The sequence below is a fragment of the Clostridium tagluense genome, from assembly GCF_003865095.1.
Classification (GTDB): domain Bacteria; phylum Bacillota; class Clostridia; order Clostridiales; family Clostridiaceae; genus Clostridium_AD; species Clostridium_AD tagluense.
This window is the reverse complement of record NZ_BHYK01000007.1, coordinates 123,584-143,394: the sequence shown is the minus strand read 5'-3', so window position 1 is coordinate 143,394 and position 19,811 is coordinate 123,584. Positions and strand designations below refer to the sequence as shown.

The 19,811-nt window shown below is 30.5% G+C and carries 17 protein-coding genes; 10 read left to right on the top strand and 7 right to left on the bottom strand.

What is annotated here, in order from left to right; all coding sequences use genetic code 11:
- Window positions 1-135 precede the first annotated feature (135 nt).
- A complete protein-coding gene (locus Ctaglu_RS08270; RefSeq protein ID WP_124999925.1) occupies window positions 136-1,221 on the bottom strand; it encodes a tetratricopeptide repeat-containing glycosyltransferase in 1,086 nt (361 codons plus the stop codon).
- Between the two features lie 302 nt (window positions 1,222-1,523).
- On the opposite strand from Ctaglu_RS08270, the gene Ctaglu_RS08265 reads away from it, so the two are divergent.
- The 5 genes from Ctaglu_RS08265 (at window position 1,524) to Ctaglu_RS08245 (ending at window position 6,334) form a co-directional block, all read left to right on the top strand.
- Window positions 1,524-1,796 (top strand): hypothetical protein, encoded by a 273-nt coding sequence (locus Ctaglu_RS08265; protein WP_124999923.1) that lies wholly within the window; start codon window positions 1,524-1,526, stop codon window positions 1,794-1,796.
- Window positions 1,797-2,103: 307 nt separating this feature from the next.
- A complete protein-coding gene (locus Ctaglu_RS08260) occupies window positions 2,104-3,126 on the top strand; it encodes a CotS family spore coat protein (protein WP_124999921.1) in 1,023 nt (340 codons plus the stop codon).
- A gap of 22 nt (window positions 3,127-3,148) precedes the next feature.
- The gene (locus tag Ctaglu_RS08255) at window positions 3,149-4,153 is read left to right on the top strand and encodes a CotS family spore coat protein (protein WP_124999919.1); all 1,005 of its coding nucleotides are present in this window, start codon (window positions 3,149-3,151) and stop codon (window positions 4,151-4,153) included.
- A 13-nt stretch (window positions 4,154-4,166) separates the two neighbouring features.
- Window positions 4,167-5,303 (top strand): glycosyltransferase family 4 protein, encoded by a 1,137-nt coding sequence (locus Ctaglu_RS08250; RefSeq protein WP_124999917.1) that lies wholly within the window; start codon window positions 4,167-4,169, stop codon window positions 5,301-5,303.
- Window positions 5,304-5,329: 26 nt separating this feature from the next.
- A complete protein-coding gene (locus Ctaglu_RS08245) occupies window positions 5,330-6,334 on the top strand; it encodes a GDP-mannose 4,6-dehydratase (protein ID WP_124999915.1) in 1,005 nt (334 codons plus the stop codon).
- Between the two features lie 60 nt (window positions 6,335-6,394).
- On the opposite strand, the gene Ctaglu_RS08240 is transcribed toward Ctaglu_RS08245, so the two are convergent.
- The 4 genes from Ctaglu_RS08240 to Ctaglu_RS08225 all read right to left on the bottom strand — a co-directional run bounded on the left by Ctaglu_RS08240 (window position 6,395) and on the right by Ctaglu_RS08225 (window position 10,308).
- Complete coding sequence (locus tag Ctaglu_RS08240; protein ID WP_124999913.1) at window positions 6,395-7,702, bottom strand: UDP-glucose dehydrogenase family protein; 1,308 nt, start codon at window positions 7,700-7,702, stop codon at window positions 6,395-6,397.
- A 226-nt stretch (window positions 7,703-7,928) separates the two neighbouring features.
- On the bottom strand, window positions 7,929-8,972 hold the full coding sequence (locus tag Ctaglu_RS08235; RefSeq protein ID WP_124999911.1) for an alpha/beta hydrolase: 1,044 nt from the start codon (window positions 8,970-8,972) through the stop codon (window positions 7,929-7,931).
- 63 nt (window positions 8,973-9,035) lie between these two features.
- Window positions 9,036-9,233: a hypothetical protein gene (locus Ctaglu_RS08230; RefSeq protein WP_124999909.1), complete on the bottom strand. Its 198-nt coding sequence runs from the start codon at window positions 9,231-9,233 to the stop codon at window positions 9,036-9,038.
- Between the two features lie 232 nt (window positions 9,234-9,465).
- Window positions 9,466-10,308: a 4Fe-4S binding protein gene (locus Ctaglu_RS08225; RefSeq protein ID WP_124999907.1), complete on the bottom strand. Its 843-nt coding sequence runs from the start codon at window positions 10,306-10,308 to the stop codon at window positions 9,466-9,468.
- Between the two features lie 184 nt (window positions 10,309-10,492).
- Here Ctaglu_RS08225 and Ctaglu_RS08220 point away from each other — a divergent pair, with 184 nt between their 5' ends.
- Window positions 10,493-11,008: a hypothetical protein gene (locus Ctaglu_RS08220; RefSeq protein WP_124999906.1), complete on the top strand. Its 516-nt coding sequence runs from the start codon at window positions 10,493-10,495 to the stop codon at window positions 11,006-11,008.
- A gap of 305 nt (window positions 11,009-11,313) precedes the next feature.
- On the opposite strand, the gene Ctaglu_RS08215 is transcribed toward Ctaglu_RS08220, so the two are convergent.
- Both Ctaglu_RS08215 and Ctaglu_RS08210 read right to left on the bottom strand, forming a co-directional pair.
- Window positions 11,314-12,579 carry a multidrug effflux MFS transporter gene (locus Ctaglu_RS08215; protein WP_124999904.1) on the bottom strand — a complete coding sequence of 422 codons (1,266 nt, stop codon included), beginning with the start codon at window positions 12,577-12,579 and terminating at the stop codon, window positions 11,314-11,316.
- A 30-nt stretch (window positions 12,580-12,609) separates the two neighbouring features.
- Window positions 12,610-14,325: a methyl-accepting chemotaxis protein gene (locus tag Ctaglu_RS08210; RefSeq protein WP_124999902.1), complete on the bottom strand. Its 1,716-nt coding sequence runs from the start codon at window positions 14,323-14,325 to the stop codon at window positions 12,610-12,612.
- 270 nt (window positions 14,326-14,595) lie between these two features.
- Here Ctaglu_RS08210 and Ctaglu_RS08205 point away from each other — a divergent pair, with 270 nt between their 5' ends.
- The 4 genes from Ctaglu_RS08205 to Ctaglu_RS08190 all read left to right on the top strand — a co-directional run bounded on the left by Ctaglu_RS08205 (window position 14,596) and on the right by Ctaglu_RS08190 (window position 19,669).
- On the top strand, window positions 14,596-16,044 hold the full coding sequence (locus Ctaglu_RS08205) for a TldD/PmbA family protein (RefSeq protein ID WP_207669457.1): 1,449 nt from the start codon (window positions 14,596-14,598) through the stop codon (window positions 16,042-16,044).
- Window positions 16,034-17,365, top strand: a complete 1,332-nt coding sequence (locus tag Ctaglu_RS08200) for a TldD/PmbA family protein (protein ID WP_207669456.1) — start codon at window positions 16,034-16,036, stop codon at window positions 17,363-17,365. Before Ctaglu_RS08205 ends, Ctaglu_RS08200 begins: the two co-directional genes overlap by 11 nt.
- Before the next feature lie 238 nt (window positions 17,366-17,603).
- Window positions 17,604-18,290, top strand: coding sequence for a response regulator transcription factor (locus Ctaglu_RS08195; RefSeq protein ID WP_124999898.1), 687 nt, complete (start codon window positions 17,604-17,606; stop codon window positions 18,288-18,290).
- A complete protein-coding gene (locus Ctaglu_RS08190; RefSeq protein WP_124999896.1) occupies window positions 18,287-19,669 on the top strand; it encodes a sensor histidine kinase in 1,383 nt (460 codons plus the stop codon). Before Ctaglu_RS08195 ends, Ctaglu_RS08190 begins: the two co-directional genes overlap by 4 nt.
- Window positions 19,670-19,811: the final 142 nt, after the last annotated feature.

The following is a 19,811-nucleotide window of genomic DNA, read 5'->3' as shown; positions in this document are numbered from 1 at the left end:
TGCAAGAACTTTAATTTACGTTAAACAGATTTAATAAAAACTTGCAGTTAAATTCAAAAAAAATATAGCACAAAAATTAATCAGCCAAGAATTTTGGCTGATTGATTTCTATATTATATAAAGTAAAATTTATATTTATAAACTATCTAAATAAAATTTATGATTATTTAATAACCTTTTATCATTAGGCGAAAGCTTAATAGCTTGCTCAGAAAATTCTATTGCTTCAACCATGAGATTTAAATTATAACAACCTAAAGCTGCTAAATCATAAGGAGTATAGTCCCAAGCATTTTCATCGTTTGCAAAGTTGAATGTTTTTTTATTGATTTTTAAGGCTTCCGTTGCATAATAATAAACACCAAGCCAATCCTTTTCCCTATAGGCTAATAAAGATAACTCTATATAGGGTTCTCTTAATGAAATAGATTCACTTATGGCTTTATGATACCATTTTTTAGCGTTTAATATTTCTCCCTTTTCACAATATGCTCTTGCAATAAACCTCATAGATGATGCTCTTTCTTCTTCATAATTTGATGTAGGCAGTGATAAATAATTCTTTAAGGTTAAAATGCAATCATCCCAGTTCCTCTCAAACATATACTCTCTACCAAGATAATATGTGTTTCTACTACTATTAGGATTTTCTTCAATAGCCAATTTCAATAATGGAAGATTTAAACTCCTATTTTTTGTCTTATCGGGATAATGATTAACTACCATACCCTTAATATAAACTTGTTTTTGCTCCCCCTCTCCCAAATATTCTAAAATCTCATGTGTTGGGTATATCCATCTATATCCATGTCTTGCATGAATTCTGTCCCAAGTATATTGTACCGCAGGCGAGCCGTCATCATTAACCTTCCAATTATATAGGTATAATCCTCTTGTGGTTTCTTTTGTCCATGCATTTTCTAAATGCTTTCTCCAACCACTCTCAATAACATCATCAAGATCTGCAGATACACAAATATCTATATCATCTGGAATGAATTTTAAGCATTCATTTCTTGAATAATCAAATCGAAATGGCCTGGCATCCATAGAATAAACAATGGCTCCTCTTTCTTTTAGTTTATTAATTGTATTATCGGTAGAGCCTGTATCTACAACTATAACAACATCAGCATCACTAAAATGATCCATAAAGCGGTCAACAAATTTTTCTTCATTTTTACAGATTGCATATACGCAAACTTTATATTTATTACTCATGTAAAAACCTCCAATAAAATGAATAATACACTTCATTCCATTCTATGCTTACACATAATTATAGGTGACACAGTAAATATGTAAAACTTTACCATTGTATATCCTTACTTTTTCAATTTGAACCCACTGAAAGCATTTATTACATATTATATTAAATCATCTTCTGAAATGTCGTTAGCGAAATGCTAGAGAAAATCTATGGAGGGCTTGTTTATTTTACCAATTCCCTAAAAAATATACATAAATACTATCACCCTTAAGGCCACATTAGAATATTATTATAGTGAAAGGGGGCTTTATACATGAATTCTAGAGAAAAATATCTTGGTAGCAAAGAAGAATTTTATTTTTTCTTAAAAGATGAAGTTATAAAATTATTCAAGGACAAACTAAAAATAGAAGGAACTCGTGTTGTAATACCAGATAATGAAGAATTAGATTATCAAATTAAATTTGATTCAGATGAAAATTATGGCGATTTTACAATTAAAGTTAAATGGGGCGAAAAACCTGAACAACTTGAAGACTTTGAAGAAAATACAAATGATAATGAGGATAATACCTTTGAGTTTTAACAAACTTTAAATTAACATTCCCTGAGGATGCACTATAAAAATATGGATTAATAGTTTTATCTATTAACTAATATAATCTTACAATGGCTTTCTTTTCCTCAATAAGGCTCCTCAGGGTTTCATATATAGTTCTAAATTTATGTTATTGCAAACTCAATTCTCTTAAATAGATTACCATTTTAAATATTTAATTATAAAATGGTATATATTACAAAGAGCAATTTTAAAATAAATAACTTTTTATATTTATAGTAAGATAACAATTAATATTGTTATCTGCTTAAGCGATTTACAAGGAGGCCATATCATGGGAGAAGAAAATATAAATTTAATATTAGCCCAATATGATATTACTGTAACTAATATAAGAAATGAATGTAATAAAGGTAAAAAGGCAGTGTGGTGGATAAAAACACCTCATGGTGATAAAATTTTAAAAAAACATTCCTGCTCTGCTAAAACCCTCCAATTCATACTTGCAGCTGTGGAACATTTATTGAATAACAAAGTTAAGCTTCCTAGAATTATTAAAACAAAACAAGGCGCTAAGTTTATAAAAGGGATTGATTGCTGCTATGTTTTAAGCGAGGCTATATCTGGTGTCACTCCAAATGAGGACAACCCTCAAGAATTAAGACTTGTTGTGGAGCAATTAGCTAATTTTCATTCTGCATCTAAAAATTTTGTACCGCCTAACGATTGTAAGGTAAGAATTCACTTAGGCCTTCAAGGCGAAGAATTTCAAAGTCAAATGACTAAATTAAAGGGTTTTTATGATATGGAACAGTCTAAATCTAACCATTCGGAATTTGGCGCAATTATCCTAAATGTATTTCCTTATTTTTATAAAAGGATGGAGCTAGCCATAAGTGAAAATAAAAATTCAGGTTATAGCAAATGGGTTGAAACTGATAAAAATTTAAATTCCCTCTGTCATCAAGATTTTACCGCTGGAAATCTCATTCTTACAAAATCCAAGGAAATATTTGTTTTAGATATAGATTCTATAGCTATTGACTTGCCTACACGGGATATCAGAAAATTTTTAAATAAAGTAATGAAAAGACATGGCAGCTGGAATTTATTGCAAACAAAACAAATCCTACATTGGTACAACACTGTAAATCCTCTTGAATTTTGGAAATGGCAAGTACTAAAGGAAGCTATAACATTCCCTCATCTCTTTGTAGGTATAATGAGTAAATATTATGAAGAGCGAGAAGCTACTTGGACTGAAGATAGATATGTTGAAAGACTAAAAGCCATGATAAAAGTAGAAAAATCTATAGATCCAATTTTACAAAACTTTGAAAAAATCATTCCTTCATAGGTTAATATAGGAGGCATTTATAATGGAAAACGACTTAACTAACTATTTAGAACTTGGTAGAAAAGTTCTTCTAGAGTATAATATATCACCACAAAATTTACAAACAATACAAAGTAAGGGACTTAAAACATTGTGGAAATTCACGTATAAAGGTACTACATTATGTCTTAAACGCTTGAAGCATTCATTTGAAGAAGCTCTTTTCTCTGTTAATGCCCAAATATATATATTGAATAATGGTGGTAATGTACCAAAAATCTATCCTAATTCTAAAGGAAATTCTATTACGCAGTACAATGGACAATTATTTGTATTATATAGTTGGATCCATGGAAGAGATATGAATTTAGAAAATCCTAAAGATTTAGCTTTAGCACTGCAGGCATTGTCAAAGTTTCATATTGACTCTATTGGATATGAACCACCAATTGATGCTAAAATATCATCTAAACTTGGAAACTGGCCAAATCAATATGAATCCATGAAGAATAGAATGTTGAAATTAAAAGAACTCTGTAGTCAAACTCCTAACAACCCATCTTATTTTGGTTATGTAAATCAAATAGATCCCATCATAGAAATTTGCAACGAAACTATTAATTTAATTAATAATTCTCCTTATAGATCTTTATGTAGTATTGATCAAAAGGAGTCCTGTTTATGTCATCAGGATTTTGGAACTGGCAATGTAATGCTTTCAAAAGAAGGCGCTACTGTTATTGATTTAGATGGCGTAACTTATGATTTGAAAGTTAAGGATTTAAGAAAGATCATTGGAAAGAGAATGATGAAATTTAATGATTATAGTATAAAAAATATTGAAGATATTTTAAAATACTATGAAACAAATACTACCCTAACACCTGAGCAAAAAAAAGTTTTAAAAATCGATTTAATGTTCCCTCACTGGTTTTTTGGCTTAGTAAAGACATTGCATAAGAATCCTAAACCAATAGGTAGTGACAAAATCTCTGCAACTTCAAAATTTGAACAAAATAAATTTTCAATTTTGCGAAGATGGCTTTAAAAGGAGTGTTCTTATGAAAATAGCATTTATTTGCACTGAAAAACTTACCTTTCCTCCTATTAATGGAGGTGCAGTTCAAGTATATCTTGAAGGTGCTTTGCCTATAATATCAAAGTTTCATGAAATAACTGTATTTTGTATACAAGATCCTAAACTACCTAACAGAGATTCTAAAAGTGGCGTAAAATATATACGATTGCCCGCAAGCACTATGGAAGAGTATGTTCGTGGTGTAAAAAACTATCTTACAAATGACTTTGATTTAGTTCATGTTTTTAACAGGCCTCGTTGGGTTAACTTTTTAAGTAAAAATTTAACTTGCGCATTTAGTTTAAGTTTGCATAATGAAATGTTCTTACAAAAAAAAATCAATTCAAACTTAGCCAATGCCTGCATTGATAGAGTAAGTTTTATTACAACGGTAAGCCATTTTATTGCCAGTGGTGTAAAAGATTTATATCCCTCTGCTGCTAGTAAACTTCACCCTGTGTATTCTGCAGTAGATTGTAATATATATAACCCAATTTGGAATAATGACAAGGATTCTTATAGAAATAAATTGCGTGCAAAATATGGCCTTCAAAATCATAAAACAATATTATATGTAGGTAGATTAACTCCAAAAAAAGGCACCCATATCGTGATAGATGCCATGAATTCTGTTATGGAATCCCACCCCAATACTGCACTTATGGTTATAGGGAGTAAGTGGTATGGTGGAAATGAATCTAATGATTATATAGAATTATTAAAGAGAGCATCTAAAGAACTAAAGGGACCAGTTATTTTTACAGGTTACTTAAGTCCTACTGAAATTCCAAAATATTATAGCATAGGAGATATTTTTGTAAACATGTCTCAATGGAAAGAACCTTTAGCAAGAGTTCACTATGAAGCTATGGCTGCTGGATTACCTATTATAACCACTAATCGAGGGGGTAATGCCGAAGTAATGATTGAAGGAGTAAATGGCTTTGTAATGAATGATTATACCAATCCAAGGGTGCTAGAACGTAATATTGTTAATCTATTAGATAATAGTGATTTAGCACTTAGACTAGGGGTGAATGGCAGAAAACTAGCACAGGAAAAGTATAATTTTAATAGATTAGCTAAGGATTTGTTAAAACTTTTTGATAGTGTTAAATAATTTTTTAGAGATTAGGGGGTGCCACGTTGAGTTATACACTTTTAGTAACTGGAGGAGCAGGCTTTATTGGTTCAAACCTCTGTGATTATTTACTAAAAAACAATCATAAAATAATCATTATTGATAACTTTAATGATTTTTATAATCCTGAAATAAAAAGATTTAACATTACGGAAATTAAAAACACCATGAAATTAAATAATATTACTGATGATAATTTAATACTACAAGAAGGTGATATAAGAGATACTAATTTTTTAAAAGGAGTATTTACTTTATACAAAATAGATGTGGTAGTTCATCTTGCTGCTATGGCTGGTGTGCGCCCCTCAATTATAAACCCACTTTTATATAACGAAGTAAATATTCGCGGAACTCTAAATTTATTGGATTTATGTAATGAATTTGGTATAAATAAATTTATATTTGCTTCCTCTTCTTCTGTATATGGAAACAATAAAAAACTTCCCTTTACCGAAACTGACCCAGTAGATTTTCCAATATCACCTTATGCCGCTACTAAAAAGTCCGGTGAACTTCTGTGTCATGTTTATAGTCATCTATATGGAATTAATATAGCTTGTTTAAGATTTTTCACTGTATATGGAAAAAGACAAAGGCCTGATTTAGCTATTTATAAATTTACAAATCTCATGTTAAAAGAAAATGAAATTACTATTTTCGGAGATGGTACTACTAAAAGAGATTACACCTATATTGACGATATTATTGCTGGAATAGATAAAGCCATTACCTGGTCAAGTACAGGTACTCATAAGTATGAAATTTTTAATTTAGGCAGATCTGATACCATTATGCTTAAATATATGCTACAAAGATTAGAATTTGAGATTGGCGTTAAAGCTAATATAAAATATTTACCCCTGCAGCCTGGTGATGTGGAAATAACTTATGCTGACATTTCTAAATCCAAAGAAATTTTAGGATATAATCCCTCAACAAAATTTGATGATGGAATTTCGAAATTTGTAAAGTGGTTTAGGTCATCACCTGAGGTGCTGAAATATTAATCATGTAAATGAAAAGCACTAGTACCTTTATTTTAAAAGTACTAGCGCTTTTTATATAACTTAGTTTTTAATGTTCCCTTTGCCTATAGAGTAATATGCCTTAATATTGGCTCCTTTAATATTAAACGTATCCAATATATTTCTTCCATCAATTATTACAGATTCCTTCATCAAGGAAGCTACCTTGTTTAAATCAAGATTATAAAACTCGCTCCATTCTGTACATATTATTAATGCATCTGAATCTATTAAGCATTCATACATATCGCTACAATAAATTATATTTGGAAATATTTTTTTTATCTCCACTGTAACCATTGGATCATATGCTTTTATTTTAACCTTATTCTTTAATAATTTTTCAATTATATATATAGATGGTGCTTCGCGAATATCATCTGTATCCGGTTTAAATGTTAGCCCTAATATAGATACAGTTTTTCCCTGGAGATCTTTATAATGTTCTCTTAATATTTTCACTGGCAAGACCCTCTGTTTTTCATTTACACCAACAGCAGTATTTACAATTTTAAGATCACAGTGATAGTTTTCAGATATTTTAACTAAAGCTTTTGTATCCTTTGGGAAACAAGCTCCTCCATAACCGATACCTGGTTTTAAAAACAAGGGGGAAATTCTCTTATCTAGACCTAAAGCATAGGCTATTACATCAATATCTGCTCCAACTTTATTACAAAGATTTGCTATTTCATTCATAAAGGAGATTTTCACAGACAAAAAAGCATTTGAGGTATATTTAATTAGCTCTGCTGTTTCAGGACTCGTAACCACCATCTTTATTTTAAATGGCTCATATAATTCTCGCATTAAGTCCTCAGCCTTTTGTGATTCACAGCCTATAACTATTTTATCTCCATAAAAAAAATCATTTATAGCATTACCTTCTCTTAAAAATTCTGGATTAGATACCACATCAAAATATTCCTGTGGTATATGATTTTCTAATAACTTGTTTTTTATATATTTCTGAGTACCTACTGGTACTGTACTTTTAGTTACCACTATTTTATATTTATCAATGTATTTACAAGTTAATTTTATTACTTGTTCAACTTGATCGATATCTACATCCCAATTTTTCTTTGTAGGAGTGCCAACTGCAATAAAAATTATGTCCGAAGATTTAATTCCTAGTTCCATATCCTGCGTAAACTCAATACTATTTCCCCTTATTGACTCTTTTAATAATTCATCTAATCCCTTTTCAAAGATAGTTGGTGTTCCATTTTTTAGCATACTTAATTTCTCTAAATCCTTTTCTACACAAATCACTTTATTATCTTTTTTACCAAAGCATAATGCAGTTATAAGTCCTACATAACCAGCTCCAATAACGCATATATTCATAAAATCACATTCTCCTCTTTTTAGTATCACATTTTTATCTATTAAGTTTAAAGCCTTTTTGCTATTCAATATTATGCTTAGAATTGTATATATATATATTATGAACTAACTCGTAGTTTGGTGAAATTAAGGCATAAAAAAGCTATGAAATATAGGCTTAATACCTTAATTTCATAGCTTTTATTTATTTTTTAAAATTAGTGTAGAAGAAATACTATTTTAAATATTAGATCTGCTTTTTATTAAATTGTGTTATTAGATATGTGGAAATTTCATTTAAAGCCTCATCTGCTTTTTTTGTAATTTTTCCCATAGAAATAAAGCCATGTGTAACACCTTTATATCTGGTAGAAACCACATTCACACCTGCCTGCTTTAATTTATTTCCATAAGCTTCACCCTCATCCCTTAGCGGATCAAATTCAGCTGTAATTATAAGTGTATCAGGTAATCCCTTAAAATTTTCAGATAATAGAGGGGAAGTATATTCACTTTTCCTATCTCTTAATCTTGGAGTATATAGGGCTATAAATTTCTCAGAGTTTTCCTTTGTAAGATTATAATCCATACCAAAATATGACCAAGCTTTAGTATTTAACTCATAAATGTTTGTAGCTGGATATATTAGTACCTGAGAAATTATATGGGGACCATCTTTATCACGTGCCATTTGAGAAACCACAGCAGAAAGGTTTCCCCCAGCACTGTCCCCTACAACACATATTCGACTAGAGTCCCCCTTAATACTCTTAGCATTTTTATAAACCCATTGGAGCACATTGTATACGTCATTAAGTCCAGCTGGAAATGGATTTTCTGGTGCAAGCCGATAATTTACAGATACCACTATAGCCTTTGAATTTTTTGAAAGCTTCCTGCAAATATTGTCGTACTCATCAATATTACCACTTATAAAGCTACCACCATGAGAATAGATTATCAAAGGAAAATTATCGCCATTATCAGGAGTATATATTCGTACTGGCACCTGGTTTATATCTGTTTTTATATCCATATTTTTAATATTTGAAAAAGATATAGGCTTAGGACCCCATATTGTTGTAGTCTTATGTAAGGCTATACGTATTTCATATATTGATTTTTCTTTTAGTGAATTAGGATTAAAATATTTTTCTATTTTTGACATTACACCAAATTTTTTATCAAGCTTACCATAGCTTGTTGTAGTTAAATTTTTTATTATAAAAGAACCGGATATTATAGTAATTAAGACAACAACCAAAAAAATCAAAAATATTTTCTTTTTCATAGGATACTACCTCCACAATTTATTGTTAGTAGTATGCCCATATATATTATAAAGTTTCTTTAATTATATTTCGCAATTGCTATTACTTTTACTTTTATACCTCAAAGTTAATTCTCTAAAATGTTGTTTCAATTCTTCCTTGAAATTATTATCCATGTTAATTGTTTTTTCTTTTTTACATTGGTGATTTTTATTAATTATCTTATTCTGATTCATATATCTATGTAAAAATGTACTTAATTTATCTTGGCTGTTATTCATAAATGTCATCTCCAAAAATTTAGTTGGTGCAGAAAATTTATCCCTGCTCACCGATTATACACTAAATTACACAAAACGACAAATTATTTAACTATATAATCATTTTGTTCGTGATTTTACATATTATAACAATATAATTTAAAAAATCACTAATGAAATATTAAAAGTGGCTACAATGTTTATAGCCACTTTGTACAATATTTATTAAATAACCAATTTCACTCTATAATATTTATTTTAGGTTATGTTGTTTAGGTATTCTGCTTTCACAAGGTACACCTATCTGACATTTTCCACAACCGTACCTAGGCTTATACTTTTCAGCTGTTTTATCCAAATATTTAGAACATATTATGTGATTTTTACCTTTTTCTATGGATATTGCATTAACTGGGCATTTTTTTATACATGCACCACACATTGAGCAATATTCATAGATGCTTTCGTATTCTCTTTTGTCAGGGGCTAAATATAATTCTGTAATAATACTGCCAAATCTTCCAGCTACACCTTTTGACGTTATGAGACCTTTAGACAGCCCAAATGTTCCAAGCCCACATACAAAAGCCGCATGCCTTTCAGACCAGGTGCTTGTAAATGATACTTCTGGATGTGCTGAATCAGAATTTAAAGCAGCTTGTGCCCAGAACCTTTTATCCAAAGCAGGCACTAGACTATTATAGTCTGCCTGTATCAATTCTGCCTTAATGTATATACATAACTTATTTATAAAAGCTTGACCTTCAATACGTCCATGTAACCATTCTTCAGAAGGCCATGATTTCTCCCTTCCATTTCCTTTTTTAACTGCTTGGCTAAATGGTAAAAAAAATGAGATAACAGACTTTGCCTCTGGTAGCCATTCTTTGGGGAGCATAAAGTGTTTACCAATTATAGAGGGTTCTTTAAATGATGTAAAATACCTATCCTCTGAAGAAGCAACTCCAAAAATTGGCGCTTCAAAAATTTTCATTCCCACAACATTTTCGGAAATAGCAATTTCATTTGTTATATAATTTTCTTTTGAATTTTCAATAAAGTCTGATGCCATTTTAATTAAAATCTGTTTGTTCATGTACTTACCTCCATGTCATTTTATAATACCATAATAACACATAATTGTTTTGATGGTTTTTAACTTAATTTGATGCTCGGTTACTAGTTAAATTTTACAACATTTAAATAAATTTAATTTGTAAAAAAAGGAATTTGGAAATATTTGGAGAATACTTCTATAGATAATATAGGAGGCGAGTACTATGATATATGATGCATTAAAAGTTTCCAAACGTTTAAACATAAGTAAAGTAACTGTTTATGCTAAAATGAAATTACCTGAAATAAAAGCTTTTTTAATATTCCATAACGGGAAAACATGTGTAGATGAAGAAGGCCTAGAAGCAATTAAACAATCTCTGAAATATAATCAAACTTCAGAAGAAGAAATTGCCGCTACAGACATAACCAGCTTAAAAGAAGATATGATTGAGATACTTAAAAATAATATTGAGTTTCTTAAAGAGCAGTTAACTGTGAAAGACGGGCAACTCTACGATATTAATAAATTATTAGAAAACACACAGATCCTATTTAGACAAGATCAAGAGAAAAATAAAGCCATATTATCATTACCTGAGACAATTAAAGAACATGATATTCAATTAGTTAATAAGCTAACTCAAACTCTTGAAAGACAAAAAGCTAAAGCAGCCGCTGAAGAAGAGCTTCATCGAAAAAAGAGTATTTTTCAAAGATTATTTGACAAACAAAAATGAGCACTCATCAATGAGTGCTCATTTTTAAATCACAATACAATTTCACCTTACTTCTATCTAATTTTGTCATAAAAACTTACTTTTTTTATAATTTAACATATACTACACACTTTATTCATTATATTGTCACATTTCTATGTTATTATTTGAATATAAATAAAAAGTACATTAAAGTAAAGTCCCCCTTTTCTTTAATATAGAAAGCTGTGAATATTATTCACAGCTTTCTCTTTTTTAATGATATAAAAACTTTCTACTCATTTCATTCTAGCTTTCCTTTAAGAAAACTATCAAAATTCAATTAGCTAAAATAATTGCTCAACACTTTCTTTTGCTACCTCAGTCTGATAACTCACCTGCTTTATATATGGTTTTTTAGAGATAATAAGCCATAATGTAAGACTTATTAGTCCAATTATCAAATACATCAACCCCATTACCACTATTTTATTTGTGAAGTTTAAAGAAATCATAAGCATACCAATGCTACCATAAAAGGTGAATGCACAACTCATTAAAGATGATGCTGCACCAGTATCTCCTTGTAACTGTTCAAGCATAAGATTAGTTCTTGCCGGTCCCATAATGCTACCAAAAAAAGAGGCAGGTATTAATGCTAATGCAAAGAATAGTGGACTTATATTACCTATAGTACAAATTAATAACCCGCTTATACTAGTCACAATATATCCAACAGTTATAATTGAATTACTATTATATATTTTTGATAATTTAATATATAATAAGGGTCCTAGTAAGAAAAATACTGCGTTTAAGGCGAAATAATAACTATATACCTTTTCACTTACTCCAAAGCCATCTACATAAATATAAGAGGATGCCGATATAAAGGACATTGTAGCTATTGATATCATGGAAAATATAATAAGAAGTGATATAAAGCTCTTATTTTTTGCAACTACCCTTAGCCTTCCGAGGGAACTAAATATACTTCCTGTGTATCTTACTTCAATAGTCTCTTCCATTGCTATGCTTCCAGCTAAAGCTAGAACTCCTATTATAGAAAGCACCACAAATACTCCACGCCAAGAAAGAACACTTAGTATCATTGCCCCTATAACCGGCGAAATTATAGGTGATAACATTCCCATAGATTGAACCAAGGCTATTATAGTTAACCTCCTCCTGCCATTGTATACATCTTTTACTATAGCTGTTGATACTGCTGTTGCAGCACCACAGCCAATAGATTGTAGAATACGAAAAAATATAAGTTGATACACATTAACAGAAAATATACACAAAATACTTGCAATAGAGTATATGGATAACCCTATAATTAGTACTCTTTTCCTACCGTACTTATCACTAAGTGGACCCCAAAATAAGGTTCCTAAGGCATAGAATATAAAGAAAAATATTAGTGTTAGATTTACCAAACTTGCCGTGGTGTTAAAACTTTCAACCATTCTAGGAAGTGCTGGGAGATAAATATCTGTAGATAATGGGATAAATGCACTTAAAAAAGTTATAAATATTATAAGTCCTGTATCCCCTAAGTATTTTTGTGTCTTTTCCTTATTGTCGTGCATAATTGGTCTACTTTTCATTCTTTACCTCCTAATTATTTTTAAAAAATATTAAATTTTAAATACAGATATTTCTTTATTTAATCCTTCTACACTTTCTGTAGATTTTTTCACATCTTCAATAATTTCATTGGATCTTTCAGTTATATCTGATACCTTTTGAGCGATATTTGTGGTTCCTTCTGCTCCTTCATTTGAAGCCTGAGATATCTGTTCTATGGTTTTTATAACATCGTGGAGCGACGCTAATAACTCCTCTGAAGTTGAACTAAACTCCAATACAAGATTGTTTACAAAGTTTGCATCATTGCTATATTCAGCTGCCACATTTAACAAGGTATTATAGTCATTTAGAACGTCCTCCGACACGAATTTTAATAATTCATTAGAGCTTGCGGATAAATCCGTTACTGAACCAGTTACCTTCTCTGTTATGCTTTGTATTTCAGTCACTGTGCTTCTTGACTCTTCTGCAAGTTTTCTTATTTCATCTGCAACCACTGCAAACCCACGTCCTGCTTCTCCAGCTCTTGCTGCCTCAATAGCTGCATTTAATGCTAAAAGATTGGTCTGGTCTGATATTTGCATAATGGATTCCGATAATACATTAATTTGTGCCACTACTTTAGAATTTTCAATTGCTATTTCTAATTTATCTTTGGTTTTTGAAAATACTTGTAATGCTTTGTCTTTTGATTCTGTAACATTATTTTCAGTATTCATAGCTCTTTTGTTTATTTCTTGAGCTTCTATAGCCCCTTCTTGTGCTTTTGTTGCTATAGCTTGAACTGCTCTTTCTATTTCATCCGCTGTTGCATTCATTTCTTGAGTTGAGGCTGCTGTTTCTTCCATTCCTGCAGACAATTCCTCCGTAGTTGCAGATACTTCCTCTATATTCATATTTAAAATTCTCACATTTTCAGAAACATTATGTACTACTATATTAATCCTATTAGATTCTTGACTTACATTTTTAATTAAAAGTTTTAATGAACTTTGCATACTATCAACTGCATTTGCTATATCTCCCATTTCATCTTTTCTTTTTTTAGTCTCTTCTGGAACATCCCTTGTAAAATCACCAGTAGCTATGAGCCTTAAATGATTTACAGCTAACATTAATGGATTTGCAATGGCTTTTCTAAGTATAAAAGTTAACCCCGCACCAATACATAATGAAAGTAAAAATATTGCCAACATTACCTTTTTTGAAGCATCAAACTCTTTATGGTTTTGTACATCTAAATCAGAAGCTAATTTTACATTATATTCTGCAATTTCTTTTAAACCATTTTGAAATTCCCCTCCATAATTTTCAACAGAACTTAATTCTGCCATGGCTTCTTCAGGTTTTCCATACATAGCTAACTTAATAGCTGCATCTCTTCCTTTTATGAATTTTTCCTGATTGCTTTCAACAATTGAAATTTTATCTTTTTCATACTGATCATTATTGGTTTGTTTGTAATTTGCCCAGTTTGTTTCAAGCACCTTTTTCCTAACCTCTATATCTGCTAATCTTTTACTTTGCTTATCTTTATCCTTTGTATTTAGTAATATATAATAGGTATCTCCCTCTATTGCCCTAGATTGGTTTCTGTTATCATTTAAGTATTGAATACTCAATAAGTTTTCCTTATACATTGTTGTCATGTTTTGGTTTGCCTTTGCAAGATAAAAATATCCTACACCACTCATCATGGTAATAAGTAATACCGCTGCAATTGAAAAAACTATAAGTTTTGATCTTACCTTTAAATTATTCATTTTAAACTCCTTCTTTTATGTTTTTGTTATAATTATACAATAAAATATAAAATTCAACAATATTTTTTTCATATTTATTCAAAAGCACTTAATTTTTGCATATATTTTTCATTGAAATTATTCTCATTAAACGACTACTAAGAGTAAATAATACAATATATTATATTTATTGAATATTTTATAAAATTAAAGGATTATGAAATTCAATATAGAATATAGAATATGGTGTAAATTATGTATAATTTTATATAAATGTAAGGAGGCTATAATTTGAAAACCGAAATACTAAAAACATTAAATATGTTAAAAGAAAAAGGCGTTGATTATGCAGATATAAGAATGGTGGATAGGATGTGTGAAAATATTTCTACGGAGGACCTAGCGCTTCAAAACATTTCCAATTCAAGGAGTATTGGTGTAGGCATTCGAGTCATATTAGATGGCTCTTTGGGTTTTGCCAGCACTCAAGATTTAGGTAAATTAGAATCTACTGCATTGTATGCTCTTGATTTAGCAAAAGCTAGTAGAACCATTCAGACAGAAAAAATAAGAATGGCGCAAAAAGATGTAGTGGTAGACAATTATGTAACACCTATAGAGGTTGATCCTTTTACAGTTTCAAAAGCAGAGAAAATTGAGCTTCTCTTAAAAGCTGAAGAAACTATGAGAAAAAGTGCAAACTTATCCACTACTTCAGCTTCTATGGATTTTCAAAAGGAAGAAAAAATTTATGCAGATACAGAGGGCAGTTATATAACTCAAACTCTTTATGAGTCAGGTGCAGGAATTGAAGCACTAGCTTCAATTAACGATGATGTTCAAGGAAGAACTTATCCTAATTCTTTCAGGGGTAACCATGCTACCGCTGGTTATGAATATGTTAAATCATTAAATTTGCTAGGGCATGCTGAGCGTATTGGCAAGGAAGCAGAAATGATTGTAAATGCACAGGAGTGTCCAAGTGGTCGTTTTGATATAGTTATTGATGGTTCTCAGTTAGCGCTGCAAGTACATGAAAGTGTAGGACATCCTGTAGAACTAGATAGAGTTTTTGGCTCGGAAGCTGCTTATGCAGGTATGAGTTTTGTAACTGTTGATAAATTAAATGAAGATTTTAAATATGGTTCAGAATTTGTTACAATAGTGGCAGATGGTACTTCCCCTAAGGGCCTAGGTTCTTTTGGATATGATGATGATGGAGTTAAAGCTCAAAGGACTGTTATCATAGACAAGGGTATATTTAAGAACTTCATTACCTCCAGAGATACTGCAGTAAAAATCAATCAAAAATCAAATGGCACAAATAGAGCTGATGGATGGCAAAATATTCCTATAGTGAGAATGACTAATATAAGTTTGATGCCTGGAACTTTTGAATTAGATGAACTTTTTGCAGGTATAGAAAAGGGCTTATATTTATGTACTAATAAAAGCTGGAGCATAGATGATAAGAGAGTTAACTTCCAGTTTGGTACAGAAATAGCTTATGAAATATCCAAAGGAAAACTTACAGGAAAAATTTATAAAAATCCAATATATACAGGAATAACACCAGAGTTTTGGGGCAGTTGTGATGGAGTTTGCAATGAAAAATATTGGACTCTTTACGGCACACCAAACTGCGGTAAAGGACAACCACCACAAACAGCTCACGTAGGTCATGGAACAGCTCCTGCAAGATTCAGAAATGTAAAGGTAGGTGTTAAAGATGTTAAATAAGGTTGCAGCATATAAAATAATAGATAAGGTTTTAAGCAAATGTAATTATTATACTATGGTATCTATAATGTGCAAGGAAGAAGGACTTACTCGTTTTGCGAATTCTGGTATCCATCAAAATGTATATACTGCAGAGGATAGTGTGACTATTACTGTTATTCATGATAAAAAGATTTCAGAAGTTACAACGAACCTTTTATCCGAAGAAGGCTTAACCTCAGCAGTTCACGATGCAGAAGAAAACTTAAAATTCTTACCACAAGGAGATGTAGAACTTCCAGAACTTACTAGTCCCTTAGAAATTGCTTCAGAGGATTATGATAGGACTCTAGCTGATAAATTTAATATTCTAAACAGAGCGAGTCTTATAAAGAGTGGAATTGATTTATTAAATAAAGATTATACTGCAGCAGGAGCATTATCACTGTCATCTCTTGTTATTTGTATGGGTAATAAGAAAAATATTAGAAGATATTCAAGAATAGACACCGTAAGCTTTAACACCGTAGTTATGCATAAAGACGGTGCGTCAGGTTATTCCGAATATGTGACAAATAAAGCTAAGGAACTAGATGTAGTAGAGATGTTTGCATCTGCACAGAATAAATGCAAAATGGGCATTAACCCAGCTTCTATAGAGCCAGGTAGCTATGATGTAATTTTAGAGCCACTAGCTGTTGGAGATCTTTTAACATATATGAGCTTCATAGGCTTTAGTGCAAAAGATGTACGAACAGGAACAAGCTTCATTACTGGAAAACTTGGGAAGAAAGTTTTTGGTGAAAACATAACTATAAGAGATGATGTTAGAAATGAAAATACTATGCCTCTTTATTTCGATTTTGAGGGCTACGGGCGAAGTAGTTTGAATTTAGTGGAAAATGGTGTAGCTAAAGAGCTTTCCTACGATGTAAAATCTGCCTTAGCTGATAATGTAGAACCTACAGGTCATTCTTTTGGTTACGCAGGTGACGGCGGCATAGCTGTAAATCTTGTTATGGAAGGTGGAGACGATAATTTAGAGGAACTTATAAAGTCTACAAAAAAAGGTCTCCTTGTATCAAGATTCCATTACATGAATATAGTAGACCCAAGACAATCTATACTTACTGCCCTTACTAGAGATGGATTGTTTTTAATTGAAAATGGTGAAATCAAAGGTGCAGTAAAAAATATGAGATTTACAGAAAGTATGTTACATGCTTTCAATAATGTTACTGGCATAACTACTGGAAGAACTAAGGTTCCCGGAGCATTTGGTTTTAATTATGTGCCTACATTAAAAGTAGAAGATTTTCATTTTACAGGGAAAACTGAATAGAAGATATAGAAGACTCAACAATAAATAATTGTTGAGTCTTCTAAACTATCTCCCCTTAATATGGCGGTAAATTTTCATTAGTGCATAAAGGTTTAATAACACATAATCTTCACATAAATTTTCTAAAATGTTTTGAAAATTGTATGATAGAATATAATAAATACATAAATGTAGGTTTTTATTAATTTAAATTTTATAAACAATAAAAATTAGTGCTTAACACATAGGGGTGATACACTTGTCAAAGATAATATATCTTGTTGAAGATGAAATAAGTTTAAATCTTTTACTAGAAAAATACCTACAACGTGAAGGTTATGAAGTAACTACTTTTTCAGATGGTAATTCAGCAATAGCAAGAATTCATGATATGCCTGATCTTTGGATATTAGACATTATGCTTCCAGATATTGATGGTTATCAAATTATAAAAGCTATTAAAAATAACAATAAAAATACACCTGTTATTTTTATGTCTGCACGAAATGAAGAGCTTGATCGGGTGGTAGGACTGGAGCTTGGCAGTGATGATTATTTATCAAAACCTTTTTTACCTAGAGAGCTTATTATTAGAACAAATAAACTTTTAGAGAGAATTTCTGGAATAGCTAAAGAGATTACCACTCAACCGATAAATGACTTGAATTTGGGTGGATATTGCATTAGTAAGAAGCAAAGAACTGTTTTCTTAGGTAAAGATGAAGTTATACTAACTAACAAAGAATTTGAATTACTCTATTATTTTATTGAGAATAAAAATAATTTAGTGTCCAGAGAACAAATATTAGATACGGTATGGGGGGATGATTACTTTGGTTCAGATAGAGTAGTTGATGACACCATAAGAAGAATAAGAAAAAAAGTAGATAAGTTCACCATAGAGACAATATATGGCTATGGCTATAAATTGGTATATAAATCATGAAGAAATTAAACTTCAAATTTAAATCACTAACCATGAGAATATGGGCTACCTTTACAATCATAATACTTATAATAATTTTCAGCATTTCATTTTTTTATCTGGTTGCTTTTAAAGCCATAGATGAGAAAGCTAAAATTCAAGACTTAAAAGTATCTCATGATTTCTTAATAACAACTAAAAAATTTACAGAACCTAATAGATTTGACGAGCTAAAAAATCTAAGAGGTAGCGATTATTATATTGTACATGTGGATGAAAATAATAAAACTGAAATTATAAATATAAATAAAAGGCGTGGATTACCACCTAATGTTCCTAATGACCCTTTTAGTTTAAATGGTAGTGACGTTAAACTATGGATGTCAAGTTTTATTACACCAGGTACTCTTGCAGAAAAACAATTTAAAAAGTCCTACAAAAATATAAAATTTATTTTTATAATAAGTTCAGTCCAATATGGAGATACTGGAAAGTCCTATTTAATTACTTATATGCCGGAAATGAAAGAAAATAGTTTGCTTTATATGATGCTTATTATAGGCCTAGTATTTATAGCTATTGGTTTTCTAACTTCAAAATTAGTTGCAAACTATATTTCAAAACCACTTAAAGAACTTGAGAATTATACCGTTAGGATAGCCCATAAAGATTGGAAACAGCCTATCAACATTAGAAATGCAGATGAGATTGGACGACTAGCTACCTCAATGAATATAATGCAAAAAGAATTAAAGCGTGCTGATGAAGAAGAGAAAATGTTTTTACAAAGTATATCCCACGATTTAAAAACACCTATTATGGTAATTATGAGTCATGCTGCAGCTATTATTGATGGTGTTTACGTAGAGTCAGTGGAGAAAAATGCTGAAATAATAAAGGATGAGGCTTTAAACTTAGAAAAAAAAGTTAAGCAAATGCTATATTTCAATACCCTTGATTATGTCTTAGAAAATAATATTTGCGATATTGAAATTAACTTGCATCGCCTGCTCTTCCATATCATAAATAGATTTAAAGTGATTAATAATAATATTAAATGGGAATTAAACATTGAAGAAGCTCTTATAATTGGAAACGTAGATAAAATACAGGTTTCTATTGAAAACATCTTAGATAATAGCCTTAGGTATGCTAAAGAGAAAATTTCCGTAACCCTAAAAAAAGAAGGAGATTTTGCAGTAATAGAGATATACAATGATGGCTCTAATATACCAAAGGAACATCTATGTCATATATTTGATAATTTTTACAAAGATAAGACTGGCAATTTTGGTCTGGGCCTTGCTATTTGCAAAAAAATTATAAAATTTTATAATGGAGAAATAGATGCTGTTAATCGGGATACCGGTGTTAGTTTCTTAATTAAATATAGATTATAAATAAAAAGCAATCAGCAGAAATGTTGATTGCTTTTTTGTGCTAATAGTATCACATAAAGCTCACATATTTTTTTGATACTACTACTACAATTGATGTTTATAATCTAATCTATACAGATAAAAGTAATATACCTGTTAATAA

Coding starts and splice junctions, on each gene's coding strand:
- Ctaglu_RS08270 (WP_124999925.1), bottom strand. CDS start 1,221: ATGAGTAATAAATATAAAGTTTGCGTATATGCAATCTGTAAAAATGAA.
- Ctaglu_RS08265 (WP_124999923.1), top strand. CDS start 1,524: ATGAATTCTAGAGAAAAATATCTTGGTAGCAAAGAAGAATTTTATTTT.
- Ctaglu_RS08260 (WP_124999921.1), top strand. CDS start 2,104: ATGGGAGAAGAAAATATAAATTTAATATTAGCCCAATATGATATTACT.
- Ctaglu_RS08255 (WP_124999919.1), top strand. CDS start 3,149: ATGGAAAACGACTTAACTAACTATTTAGAACTTGGTAGAAAAGTTCTT.
- Ctaglu_RS08250 (WP_124999917.1), top strand. CDS start 4,167: ATGAAAATAGCATTTATTTGCACTGAAAAACTTACCTTTCCTCCTATT.
- Ctaglu_RS08240 (WP_124999913.1), bottom strand. CDS start 7,702: ATGAATATATGCGTTATTGGAGCTGGTTATGTAGGACTTATAACTGCA.
- Ctaglu_RS08235 (WP_124999911.1), bottom strand. CDS start 8,972: ATGAAAAAGAAAATATTTTTGATTTTTTTGGTTGTTGTCTTAATTACT.
- Ctaglu_RS08230 (WP_124999909.1), bottom strand. CDS start 9,233: ATGAATAACAGCCAAGATAAATTAAGTACATTTTTACATAGATATATG.
- Ctaglu_RS08225 (WP_124999907.1), bottom strand. CDS start 10,308: ATGAACAAACAGATTTTAATTAAAATGGCATCAGACTTTATTGAAAAT.
- Ctaglu_RS08220 (WP_124999906.1), top strand. CDS start 10,493: ATGATATATGATGCATTAAAAGTTTCCAAACGTTTAAACATAAGTAAA.
- Ctaglu_RS08215 (WP_124999904.1), bottom strand. CDS start 12,579: ATGAAAAGTAGACCAATTATGCACGACAATAAGGAAAAGACACAAAAA.
- Ctaglu_RS08210 (WP_124999902.1), bottom strand. CDS start 14,325: ATGAATAATTTAAAGGTAAGATCAAAACTTATAGTTTTTTCAATTGCA.
- Ctaglu_RS08200 (WP_207669456.1), top strand. CDS start 16,034: ATGTTAAATAAGGTTGCAGCATATAAAATAATAGATAAGGTTTTAAGC.
- Ctaglu_RS08190 (WP_124999896.1), top strand. CDS start 18,287: ATGAAGAAATTAAACTTCAAATTTAAATCACTAACCATGAGAATATGG.